The organism is Aminobacter sp. P4_H6_2 (genome assembly GCF_056400805.1).
Genome location: NZ_JBFUKO010000114.1, coordinates 1 through 11444, shown reverse-complemented (window position 1 = coordinate 11444; position 11444 = coordinate 1). Strand labels below are relative to the sequence as shown.

10 protein-coding genes and 1 pseudogene are annotated in these 11444 nt (G+C 60.4%); 6 read left to right on the top strand and 5 right to left on the bottom strand.

Annotated elements, in window-relative coordinates:
- Positions 1-45 precede the first annotated feature (45 nt).
- On the bottom strand, positions 46-414 hold the full coding sequence (locus AC1DUU_RS11450; RefSeq protein ID WP_476783538.1) for a hypothetical protein: 369 nt from the start codon (positions 412-414) through the stop codon (positions 46-48).
- A gap of 799 nt (positions 415-1213) precedes the next feature.
- On the opposite strand from AC1DUU_RS11450, the gene glmM reads away from it, so the two are divergent.
- From glmM to AC1DUU_RS11435, 3 genes are all read left to right on the top strand, one after another.
- Positions 1214-2566, top strand: a complete 1353-nt coding sequence (glmM, locus tag AC1DUU_RS11445; protein ID WP_476783537.1) for a phosphoglucosamine mutase — start codon at positions 1214-1216, stop codon at positions 2564-2566.
- A gap of 210 nt (positions 2567-2776) precedes the next feature.
- Entirely contained in the window at positions 2777-3556 is a 780-nt protein-coding gene (locus AC1DUU_RS11440; RefSeq protein ID WP_476783536.1) for an outer membrane protein, read from the top strand.
- A gap of 196 nt (positions 3557-3752) precedes the next feature.
- Positions 3753-4448: an outer membrane protein gene (locus AC1DUU_RS11435; RefSeq protein ID WP_476783535.1), complete on the top strand. Its 696-nt coding sequence runs from the start codon at positions 3753-3755 to the stop codon at positions 4446-4448.
- A 194-nt stretch (positions 4449-4642) separates the two neighbouring features.
- Here AC1DUU_RS11435 and AC1DUU_RS11430 read toward each other — a convergent pair whose 3' ends face one another.
- Both AC1DUU_RS11430 and AC1DUU_RS11425 read right to left on the bottom strand, forming a co-directional pair.
- Complete coding sequence (locus tag AC1DUU_RS11430) at positions 4643-4849, bottom strand: hypothetical protein (RefSeq protein ID WP_476783534.1); 207 nt, start codon at positions 4847-4849, stop codon at positions 4643-4645.
- A 310-nt stretch (positions 4850-5159) separates the two neighbouring features.
- Positions 5160-6494: a GGDEF domain-containing protein gene (locus AC1DUU_RS11425; RefSeq protein WP_476783533.1), complete on the bottom strand. Its 1335-nt coding sequence runs from the start codon at positions 6492-6494 to the stop codon at positions 5160-5162.
- Between the two features lie 127 nt (positions 6495-6621).
- Between AC1DUU_RS11425 and AC1DUU_RS11420 the strand changes: the two are divergent.
- Positions 6622-6777: pseudogene (locus tag AC1DUU_RS11420) on the top strand (phosphoserine transaminase); the annotation flags it as partial.
- Positions 6778-6793: 16 nt separating this feature from the next.
- Here AC1DUU_RS11420 and AC1DUU_RS11415 read toward each other — a convergent pair.
- Positions 6794-8869 carry an autotransporter outer membrane beta-barrel domain-containing protein gene (locus AC1DUU_RS11415; RefSeq protein ID WP_476783532.1) on the bottom strand — a complete coding sequence of 692 codons (2076 nt, stop codon included), beginning with the start codon at positions 8867-8869 and terminating at the stop codon, positions 6794-6796.
- 203 nt (positions 8870-9072) lie between these two features.
- The gene (locus AC1DUU_RS11410; protein ID WP_476783531.1) at positions 9073-9480 is read right to left on the bottom strand and encodes a hypothetical protein; all 408 of its coding nucleotides are present in this window, start codon (positions 9478-9480) and stop codon (positions 9073-9075) included.
- 456 nt (positions 9481-9936) lie between these two features.
- On the opposite strand from AC1DUU_RS11410, the gene AC1DUU_RS11405 reads away from it, so the two are divergent.
- Together AC1DUU_RS11405 and AC1DUU_RS11400 are read left to right on the top strand one after the other, a co-directional pair.
- Positions 9937-10089 (top strand): hypothetical protein, encoded by a 153-nt coding sequence (locus tag AC1DUU_RS11405; RefSeq protein ID WP_476783530.1) that lies wholly within the window; start codon positions 9937-9939, stop codon positions 10087-10089.
- 389 nt (positions 10090-10478) lie between these two features.
- The coding region (locus AC1DUU_RS11400; RefSeq protein ID WP_476783529.1) for a phosphoserine transaminase at positions 10479-11444 on the top strand (966 nt) is incomplete at its 3' end.

Sequence of the window (11444 nt, the reverse complement as noted above, 5' to 3'; positions counted from 1 at the left end):
CACGTACACTCTAGCACGCCGCCTATGCCCAATTCTGATCGGCATCTAACCAACAACAATCTCTATCTCATCGGGCTCAGTCGAATGATTGGTCAAGATGCGCACGCGCGTCTCCCGCCCCGGAACTGTGATGCTGAGTATCTCAGGCATGTTGACGTCAAACAGAAGCACGACGCCTGCAGGTGTTGCCAGCATGCCATCATATGCCGGCTTGGCGAGGCTGTGGGCTTCATCTGCATCCGCAAGGGAAACAGTAATGTCGCCATTCTGGAAGATCAGGCACGATACATTGATGCATTCAGCAGATGACCTAATGCCCCGCAACTCCCCGCCGATCGGGATATCAACGTCCCTGGACCCGGCGACATAGAAGCTTGAGTACTCACACGCAATGGTTCGCCTATGAATTGTCATTTTACACTCCAAGGCTTTAGCGCGCTAACCAATCCGCCCTGCGAATGGCTGCAACCTAGACAGTGAGGATAGATCCTTGTGGGTGTTCCCAATGCGCTAGGAGTTTGATGATCCCCCACATAATCTCTGCTTCGAGTACCTGGATTCGTGCTTCCGCAACGATGACACCCCCACGTTTGCCCAATTCTGTTGACTTCGTTTTGCTCGCTCCTTGTCAACCTACGATTGGTCGCAGGTGCCGCAATCCACTCACGTGCATATGGTCCGGGGCCTACAAGCGTACCTCGAAGTTCGAAAACCCGGAAGCGGGCCTGCAAGGCAATTGCCATGTTTGCCGCGATCTGACCTTCAACCGTCTCATAGAGTTGAGGTGTGGGCTTCCATCGCGAATCCACCTTTCGCACATCCCGAAGGGCGGCTCTCATTTCAGCAAAGCTGGTGGCTAGACGAACTTCCTGAGCCGGAGTTGGATTGAGCCACCGGTTGCCGACGCGAATTGGGCCAGATCCGGTTACTCGCCGACTGACACGAACCACTCCCTCGTCGGTCCACTGACCACTGTCGGGACTACCTTCCGGCACACGTGGCTGATCTAGGCGAAATCCGGCCTTCAGCATCAGATGGAGCCGAAGGAGCAGAGTTTCGCTCTGCAACAAATGAATTCCTCTATTTAACCTGTTCAATTCCCAATCTGTTGGCTCATAAGGTTTTGTGACATAAACTCACCAAATGTGATGCGTTGGTCGCCTCTGATTGTGGCAAAGCAATCGCGGGTGGACTTCACGGGGACAGGCTAAACATGGCTGGACGCTATTTCGGCACCGACGGCATTCGCGGACGGGCCAACAAATTTCCGATGACGGCGGAGATCGCGATGAAGGTCGGCATGGCCGCAGGCCTGTCGTTCCAGCGCGGCAACCACCGCCATCGCGTCGTGCTCGGCAAGGACACGCGGCTGTCGGGCTACATGATCGAGAACGCGCTCGTGGCCGGCCTGTGCGCCGCCGGCATGGACGTGTTCCTGCTCGGCCCGATCCCGACGCCGGCCGTCGCCATGCTGGTGCGTTCGCTGCGCGCCGACATCGGCGTGATGATCTCGGCCTCGCACAACCCCTACCACGACAACGGCATCAAGCTGTTCGGCCCCGACGGCTACAAGTTGTCCGACGAGATCGAGGAACGCATCGAAGCGATGCTCGACCAGGACGTCGAAGCGATGCTTGCCGATTCCGACGGGCTTGGCCGGGCAAAGCGCGTCGACGGCGTGCATGACCGCTATATCGAATTCGCCAAGCGCACCCTGCCCCGTTCGATGTCGCTGTCGGGCCTGCGCATCGTCGTCGACTGCGCCAATGGCGCGGCCTACAAGGTGGCCCCTGCTGCCCTGTGGGAACTCGGCGCCGAGGTCATCGCCATCAATGTCGAGCCCAATGGCTTCAACATCAACGACGAGTGCGGCTCGACCCATCCGGCCGGCCTGCAGAAGAAGGTTCATGAAGTGCGCGCCGACATCGGCATCGCGCTCGACGGCGACGCCGATCGCGTCGTCATCGTCGATGAGAACGGCACCGTCGTCGACGGCGACCAGATCATGGCGCTGATCGCGCAATCCTGGCAGCAGAGCGGCCGCCTTGCCGGTGGCGGCGTGGTGGCGACGGTCATGTCGAACCTCGGCCTCGAACGCTTCCTGGGCGACATCAACCTCGAGCTTCACCGCACAAAGGTCGGCGACCGTTACGTCGTCGAGCACATGCGCGCGCATGGCCTCAACATCGGCGGCGAGCAGTCGGGACACATCGTCTTGACCGACTATTCGACTACCGGCGACGGCCTGGTGGCGGCGTTGCAGGTGCTGGCCTGCATCAAGCGCTCCAATAAGCCGATGAGCGAGCTGAGCCGCACCTTCGAACCGGTGCCGCAGTTGCTCAAGAACGTGCGCTTTTCCGGCGGCAAGCCGCTTGAGGAAGCACTGGTCAAGGCTGCGATCGAAGACGGCCGCAACCGGCTGGGCAAGACCGGCCGCCTGGTCATCCGCCCCTCGGGCACCGAGCCTTTGATCCGCGTCATGGCCGAAGGCGATGACCCGCAGCTGGTCGAGACAGTGGTCAACGACATTGTCGGCGTCATTTCGGAAACCCGTACGGCCGCCTGACATCGGATTACTTCAGCGATCGGAAAAGCCCGCTTCAAGCGGGCTTTTTTGTGCGCGAGAAAGCCAGTTCATCTTGGCAAAAAACAGTTGTTGCAAGCATTCGTAGTTAACCGACACGGTTAAGTGCACCTTAACCTATACCAAGCATTATCCACGCGGGTTAGTCATGATCGGGCGCGTAGCGGGTCCGCACGGATGGGATTTTTCAGCATGTTTGATTTTGGAAGGAAAGCGTTTATCGCCGCGCTGCTCGCCGGCGTTGCCGCGCCAGCATTCGCGGCAGACTTGCCGGATCCGGTGATCGTAGACCCGATACCTGTGGTCTATGGCGGCTGGTATCTGCGCGGTCATATCGGCATGAGCAACCAGCAGCTCGGCGATCTGAATTCGGTATTGTTCGAAAACCCCGCCATTTTGGAACACTCATGGCCTCACGAGGGGAAATTCGCGTCTGCGCCGATCTTCGGTGGCGGCATCGGCTATCAGTTCAACGACTTCCTGCGTGGTGACGTCTCCGTGGAATATCGCGGCGCATCCGACTTCAATGCGACCGACTTTGTCAGGTATGGCGGTACCAACAATTTCTATACCAACGACTATAGCGCCAAGAAGTCGGAATGGCTGATGTTGGCCAATGCCTACGCGGATGTCGGCACCTTCTACGGCATTACGCCCTATGTGGGCGCGGGCATCGGCGCATCGCGCAACACGATTTCAGGCTTCCGTGACGTCAATGTCGAGCGCAGCGGCGCTGGCTACGCCGGCGACGCTTCCCAGTGGAACTTCGCGTGGGCGCTTCACGCCGGTGTCGGCGTCAAGGCCACCGAACGCATGACGATCGACCTTGGCTACAGCTTCGTCAATCTGGGCGATGCGCGCACTGGCACATTCTACAACGACGACCCCGCTGTAGCAGGGGCCGAAGGCTTCAAGTTCAACAACATCACCTCGCATGATCTCAAGCTTGGCGTGCGCTATTCGCTGAACTAAGCGACCAGTTCGGCCCTACCCATTACATCAAACCGCCCGGTTCGCCGGGCGGTTTTTCTTTGCGCAGCCGCCCTGCAAAACGCCCGCTAACCACCTGTTATCCTTAACTGCGACTTAACCTCTATGGTTAATGATGACATGAAAGGCGGCTGGATTCTCAGGCAACACCCCGGCGCCATCTCGGGAGAATGCGATCATGACATTGACGTCTCGCATGGCGCTGGCGCTGGCTGCGACCATGCTTTGGCCGCTGGCAGCAATCGCTGCCGACTATGAACCGCCTGTTGTCGTTGAGGAGGCACCGGAATATGTGCCCGTGGAAGTCGGCTCCGGCTGGTACCTGCGCGGCGACATCGGCTACAATTTCAACGACACGCCTTATGAATTCACGCTGCGGGGCGTCGACACGCGCAACACGCATGTCACAGGCAGCATTGGCGCCGGTTATCACTTCACCGACTACTTCCGCGGCGAACTCAATCTCGGCTTCCTGTCCAACGACCGCTACGACGCGACCAACGGCATCACGACGATTTCCTTGGAGAACAATGTCTGGAGCGGTATGGCCAATGTCTATGCCGATCTCGGAACAATCGCCGGTTTCACGCCCTATGTCGGTGCGGGCCTTGGCCTGATTTATTCGGGCCAGCGAGCGAGCATCACCGACCAGGACCCGACGCGCAACTTCTATTCACACGATACGCAATACAAGATGGCCTATTCGGTTGGCGCCGGCGTCGCCTACAGGGTCGCCCAGAACACCTCGATCGATGTCGGCTATCAGTATCTGACCTCGCCCGATCTCGAATATGTCGACTTCAACACGCTCACCAACAAGAAGGGCGTCGACTATCACCAGGTCAAGGTCGGCCTGCGCTACGACCTTTGGTAAATTCTTGATCCTACAATCGAAAATGACGGCGGGCGAAGGCCCGCCGTTTTCGTTTCTGACCGGTTCAACGATCTTCGCCCGCTTGTGCGGCAATCTTTTGCCGTCAAAGAACCGACCGGAGCCCGCTCATGAGACGGCGGGGCGCAGGGCGATGCCCGGCAGTGGCGAGCTTGGCCCGCCACCGCCATTTGAGGCTACAACTCTACACCAGCCAGTTTGGTCAGGAGCTTTTGCCGGTCATCGGCGGACTTGAGGCGTATCGTCATGGCCTCGCTCTTGACCGGAACTTGGGGCGGGAGGCTGACCTCGATTTCCGGCGCATGCACGGCAGCCCAATCCTTGAAGCGAGGCAATTTGTTCCCACCGCTGATAGGGAACGTGAAGCTGTATTTGAAGGTCATTTCGGATCAGTCCAAATGATGGCGTCCGGGCGTTAGCGAGCGCGCGCAATTACGAGCGCAGCAACTCGCGTAGCCGGCGCATATGCAATTATTGGGTGATGGATCTCGCTATCCTGGTGCCGCTCTTGCTCTCGCAGGTAGTGGCACCAGGCAATCAGCCTATGAGGAGGCTGCCTTTGCAGATGACGATGTGGGCAAAGGAAACTGTAAGCATGGCGGGTATGTCGGCCACCAGGCCATCATTGTCAACCACGGCCACCGCGCGAGGTCCACGCCAAGGGAAAGAAGCGGCCCAGCCGCTCCTGACGTATTAGTTGGCCACACCCATGACCACGCGGTTGCGGCCTTCCTTCTTGGCGCGATAGAGAGCCTTGTCGGCGGCATCGACGAGATACTCGTAGTCTGGATGGCCTTCATAGGTCGCAACGCCAATGGACGCAGTGACCGACAATACGTCCCGATCCCGCACCGAAACTTCTTGCTCCGCCAGCTGTTGGCGGATCCGCTCGGCAATGGCGCAAGCCTCGGTCCGGTCGGTTTCCACCAAAACGATCAGGAATTCCTCGCCGCCGTAGCGGAAGACGAAATCGCTGGGCCTGACGGCGTTCAAAAGAAGCTCTGCGGTATGTCTTAGAACGATATCGCCGACGGCGTGACCATATCTGTCGTTGATCGCCTTAAAGTGATCGACGTCCAGCATGAGAACGCTGAGTGGGGTCTTCGCATTCTTGGCGAGGGTGATTTCACGCCCCAGGACCGAGGGAAGAAAGCGTCGATTGAGTGCCCGCGTCAGGGGGTCCCGACCGTTCTCGAGACTGGCCGCGGCTTGAAAGAGATCGTTGAGAAGGAACTTGATCTCCTCGATGCGGCGCTGGAACTCGGCTACCGATGCCGGCTGATTGCCATCGATCGAGCGCAAAGCTTCGCCATCGATTTCGCCGATCAGCTTTTCGATGCTCTCCAGGATGAGTGAGCCCTGGAAAAGAAGTGCTCCCCGATGCCGAACCCAAAGACCGAACGGAGACGCTGCAAGGTAGCCCGGCGCTGAATTGCTACCGTGACCAAGCAGGTTGAAGAGAACGGACTGGCTCCATTCCATGAGCGTGGCACGCTGGGTTTCGCGCTCGAGATTGATGTCCTGTCCCAAGGAGAGCAGGCGAAAAGCCTCGTCGGTCTGTACCCGACGCTTGGTGTCGGACACATAGGCGGCACTCATCAACCTCATGGCGTAGTCGATGATCTCGTCCAGCAAGATCAAGGTGTGGGCGGTCGATGCCGACTCCAGATCGAGTTCGGCGACTTTGCAAGCGATCTCCGTCTTGAGAAGGCCCATGCCCTCCATGACCAGGTGGTTGGGGATTTTCAGCCGGGCGTGGATCTCGCCGATCTTGATCTGACGCGCGTCAAAGGCATCGAGGCCGGAATGAGGGTCCGCTTCGATAAGGTCGAGCAGCCATCTGCGCAACGAATGGCTCAGGCGCTCATGCACGACCGAATGGCTCAAGAAGGCCGATGCCTCCTCGTCGCGGAGGAAGTTCTCGTAGAACCTGGCCACCAGCCCGTCGATATTCTGGCGCACGATCGCAGAAAGCCTGCCGCGCGCGGCCTCCCTGGTTGCCTCAGATGAGGTCTTCCAGAAGGACAAGCCTGAACGCCTGCTGATAGCCAAATTTCCGCTCCGTCGATGCCTGGGTGCCGTCCTACAGACGGATACCGGGGGGATCAACCCGGGCGGYCGAAGCCTGATCTTTCATCCCCACGAAGGCATGGCCATGACGTTGGGCACTCAAGGAGCGAGCCCGGCAAATGCGACAATCGGGCACAACTCGTCTGCTCCCGCCGCAAAACGTCCCGGCTGGTCCGACGCCCCACCCGGCCGCTCGCACCGCGCCAAGATCGGCAAGGCCAAGCTCGAGCAGGCCATCGAGTGGAACCCCACTGCCCTCAAAAGCTTACGCTCAAATCCATCTTGGCGCCATTGTCGGACACGCCCGAACCGAACTGTCCGGCATAGGAAAGGCCGAGCTTGGCTTTGGGCGCGATGTCGAAGTCGAGGCCGGCCTCGATGACAGCGGCATCCCTGGCGATCGGTGCGCCAGTGACGGTGAAGGCGTCGCTGCCGGCAAAGGCCAGCGTCGACAGGGGCGTCACATCTCCAAAGGCGTGACGCCAGCCGATCATGCCGCGTGCGGTTGCGTTGATGGTGCCGAGCGCGAAATCGTCCGAGGCGCGGATGCCAAGCGTGGTGAAGGTCGCATCGGTGTTCGAACTCGCCTGTGAAAGCGCTGCTGACCCACCGGTCTCGGTGAACGCGTCGGTGCGCACATTGACATAAGCAAGATTGGCGAAGGGCTCGAACGATACTGCCGTCGTATCGATGCGGTAGCCGGCCTCGCCGAAGACCTGTGCCGTGCCTGCATCATAGTCGGCAGCCAGCACCTCGGACAGGCCAGGCAGGGCCACTGCACGGCTGGTCTCGACACTGTTCCAGCTGTAGGCAGCGCCGGTGCGCAGCGACACAGCGCCCCATTGGCTGCCGCCATAGGCGCCGAGATAGTAGCTGGTGGCGTCGCCTGACGAAACACGGTCGTCAGCATCAAAGGACGAGCGGCTGAAGCCGGTCATCAGACCTACGCGCCAGGTATCGAAGACCAGTGCGTCGCCGCCCATCAAGAGACCGCCGATGGAGCGGTCGAACGTGGCGGCATTGCCGTCGCTGTCATTGTCACCCCATGAACCGAAAGCGTTGCCCCAGACAGCGAAGCGGTCGGTATCGGCCGCGGCGAGTTCGGCGCCACCTTCGCCATAGGCCAAGACTGGCAGAGAGGTCGCCGACGGCTGGCCGAAAGCCGAGCGGATGCGGTCGTTGGCGGCGTCGCGGACAAAGCGGCTGTCGTCGAGCAGCATGCCCTTGGCGGAGGCGTGGGTCTCGCCGGAGAGCTGGTCGAAGGCGGCACGCGCCACGTCTTCGTCGGTCATGTTGGCGATGGCGTAAAAGAGCGCACTCGGCGCCGAGGACTGCACCGCTTTCGAAGCCGCGCACTGGTTGGCCGTCGCACCGGGCAGGCAGAAGGAAACATCGGCCCCGAGCTGGCTGGTCACATAGACGTTGTTAGCATCGTAGCTATCGACGAAATCGAGGAAAAGGTAGTTGTCGATCAGCGAGCCGAAGCTGCCATCAACGCCGACGCTCGAGGTGATGATCGTGTAGGTGAGCCCAGGCACGTAGAATTCACCGGTATCGGTGCCGTTTTCCGGCACAACGCGCAAGATGGCACCGGAATCGATGCTCACCAGCCCGCTCGCCAAGATCAGGTCGTTGTGGATGCCGGCCGTGTTGCCGCCTTGGGCCAGTTCGACTTCGTGGATCGCGCCGGCCGCGTAGGTCAGTGCCCCGGTGTTCAAGGTGCCGATCGAATTGCCTGGCGCCAGGATGCCCCCTGACTGGATGACCGTCGCACCGACCGTGCCCGTGCCGCCGAGCGTTGCGCCGGACCAAACCGTCACCGCCGAGCCGGCAATCGAACTGTTTACGATCAGCTTGCCGGCGTCGACCGTCCAGGACAATGGATTGAGGCTGGTTCCGGTGAAGGTCCAGACACTGCTGCCGGACTTCTCAAACGTCTGGAACCCGCGGTATTGTACCGTCGCACCGATCTGCGACAGATCGAAACTGCCGTTCTCGTTGCCACCGAATGCAAGTGTACTGCTGCTGCCCGCGCTGGCGTCGACAGTGCCGTTTATCGTCGCTCCTGCCCACAACTCCAATCGATTGGCCCCGCCTGCGAAGGTAATGGCGTTCGCGCGGGTTACCCCATCACCCGACAAGCCACCCGAGATGGTCCCGGCGTTGATGATCGCAACACCATCCCGGACAATATCGATGCCGGTTCCTCCTGCGCCATTGATCCCATTTACGACGCCATTGCCGCCGCCGCTACCACCGAGGATTTCACCCGATACGATCAGGCTTTGAGCACCGAAGATCAGACCCGAGCCGCCGTTGCCACCATCGCCCACGGATAACCCGAGTAGACTCTCTCCAAAATCACCGCCGGCGCCGCCGACAAGGTGTCCTTGGATGGTTAGCGACAATCCTCGATAGGCTAATGCGGCTCCACCATCGCCCCCGTCTCCACCTTCGAATCTTCCAGCACCACCTGCGCCTCCGTGTCCGCCAGTCAGGCTGACACCGGAAAGCATGATGTCCGTCCCGGCTCCAATCACGACGGCACCGTAGCCGCCGGCCCCGCCGCCGCCGCCATCACCGCCATTACCGAGAACTCCATCGCCCGGTGCGTTTCCTCCGCGGCCTCCGTTCCCACCAAAGAAGGAGTCTCCAGAAAGAACGGAGCCCGAGTATCCATGGCCGCCACCGCCGCCGCCACCGCCGCCAGCGAGCGCAGTGTCGGTAGCATCCCCGCCAGATGCCCCATTGCCACCCGCTGCAGATCCCGCGGCTCCACCAGATCCAGAGTCACCTGGTGCGAGGTCATCACTGCCGTTTCCCCCAGCGGCGCCTGGCCCACCGCCTCCACCGCCGACGGCCGATCTTCGACCGTCTTGTCCGGGTAAACCTCGATAGTCGGCGTCGACTCCACCGCCAAACCCGCCGTTCGATCCGCCGCCATCGCCGCCTCCTGCGATTGCCGGCACTGTGGCCAGTGCCATCGCCAGCGCGCCCGTGGCTAGGACCTTGGGCAAGGATGACGATGTCGAATTGTGAGAAAGCACGCTGCCGGTGACAGCGATTGACCCGCCAGACAAAAGTAGAATATTTTTCATTGCCGCATCCACCGAAAAATAGTCTCAAATAATATGCAGATTAGTATTTGTAGTAATAGCATTGCAACTGGAGGGTAATTCAAGTCGATCTCAGTGTATCTTTACAGCAACATCACCCGTTCGGGGTAGAGCAAGTCAAAGCACCTACCACATCTGCCAAGCTGCCGCCGCATTGGCGACGATCCATGCGGCCCGGAGGCTTCATTCCATGTCCGGCACTTCGCCACTCTGATATAAATCTTTGGCTCGCCGTATTCCCCGATTGCTGGGTTAGCATCGCGAGACCAGGCGATGACGCCAGCATGTTCGCTCTCGACCATCTTGACCAAGCGCGCAGCGGCCTCTTCGCTCTGCATTTCTCGGGGATCGAACGCGGGCTGAAGGTCGCCCTCGGCATCGCGGTTGAACGCCGCCACGACGATCAGCTTGGCATCTTTTGCTCAGGCAGTACGTGACCTGTGTTGGCCATTACCGATCACCTCAATGTAGAATGGTTCGTGGCTTCTCGCTGTGTTGGTACTTCGCCAAAAACCTGGTGATTTCCTCGACCAAATCAACGGATGGCGGCTCGTACGTGCCGGCGCTTCTGCCAATCGTGCAAGTGAATGCCTCGCATAGCTGAGCGCCTTGCCTTAAGGGGAACGTCCCGAGAACAGACCGTGTCACTGGCGTGCCACTTCTCTTGGCATGTTCTAACTCCGTTCCGATCGCACCTGCACGAACCTGCAAGATTGTCGACCGCAAACTCTTTTGCCTCTTGCGGATTTCCGGGCATTTCTGTATTTCCCGCCGTGGGCCACCCCTCCCCAACGAGGGGCCAGCTATCTGGAAGGATAGAACCACGATGACGATCGTCACCAAGCCCGGACTCCGTCCGGCGAACCGCCATTTCTCCTCAGGTCCCTGCGCAAAACGTCCCGGCTGGTCGCTCCAGGGCCTCGCCGATGCACCGCTTGGCCGCTCGCACCGCGCCAAGATTGGCAAGACCAAGCTCGAACAGGCGATCGAGCTGACGCGTGAGATTCTCCAGGTTCCCGCCGATTACCGCATCGGCATCGTTCCGGCCTCCGACACGGGTGCTGTCGAGATGGCGCTGTGGTCGCTGCTCGGCGAGCGCGGCGTCGACATGGTTGCCTGGGAGTCGTTCGGCGCGGGCTGGATCACCGACGTGGTCAAACAGCTCAAGCTCGAAGACGTCCGCAAGTTCGAAGCGCCCTATGGCGAGCTGCCTGATCTCGCCAAGGTCGATTTCGACCGCGACGTGGTCTTCACCTGGAACGGCACGACCTCGGGCGTCCGTGTCGCCAATGGCGACTTCATTCCGGCCGACCGCAAGGGCCTGACCATCTGCGACGCCACGTCCTCGGCCTTCGCCCAGCGCATGGACTACGCCAAGCTCGATGTCGTCACCTTCTCCTGGCAGAAGGTGCTCGGCGGCGAAGGCGCGCATGGCATGCTGATCCTCAGCCCGCGCGCTGTCGAGCGGCTGGAGAGCTACAAGCCGGCCTGGCCGCTGCCCAAGATCTTCCGCATGACCTCGGGCGGCAAACTGATCGAAGGCATCTTCAAGGGCGAGACCATCAACACGCCGTCGATGCTGTGCGTCGAGGATTATCTCGATGCGCTGAAATGGGCCAAGGCCCTGGGCGGGCTCGATGCTCTGGTAGCGCGTGCCGACGCCAATTTCGCTACCATCGACGGCTTCGTGCAGAAGTCCGACTGGCTCGGCCATCTGGCCGTCGTGCCGGAAACGCGCTCCAACACCTCGGTCTGCCTGTCGATCGTCGATCCTGATGTCGCCGGCCTGGAC

Excerpts from the sequence above, each read along its gene's own strand:
- AC1DUU_RS11450 (WP_476783538.1), bottom strand. The coding sequence starts at position 414 with ATGACAATTCATAGGCGAACCATTGCGTGTGAGTACTCAAGCTTCTAT.
- glmM (WP_476783537.1), top strand. The coding sequence starts at position 1,214 with ATGGCTGGACGCTATTTCGGCACCGACGGCATTCGCGGACGGGCCAAC.
- AC1DUU_RS11440 (WP_476783536.1), top strand. The coding sequence starts at position 2,777 with ATGTTTGATTTTGGAAGGAAAGCGTTTATCGCCGCGCTGCTCGCCGGC.
- AC1DUU_RS11435 (WP_476783535.1), top strand. The coding sequence starts at position 3,753 with ATGACATTGACGTCTCGCATGGCGCTGGCGCTGGCTGCGACCATGCTT.
- AC1DUU_RS11430 (WP_476783534.1), bottom strand. The coding sequence starts at position 4,849 with ATGACCTTCAAATACAGCTTCACGTTCCCTATCAGCGGTGGGAACAAA.
- AC1DUU_RS11410 (WP_476783531.1), bottom strand. The coding sequence starts at position 9,480 with ATGGCGGCGGATCGAACGGCGGGTTTGGCGGTGGAGTCGACGCCGACT.
- AC1DUU_RS11405 (WP_476783530.1), top strand. The coding sequence starts at position 9,937 with ATGTTCGCTCTCGACCATCTTGACCAAGCGCGCAGCGGCCTCTTCGCT.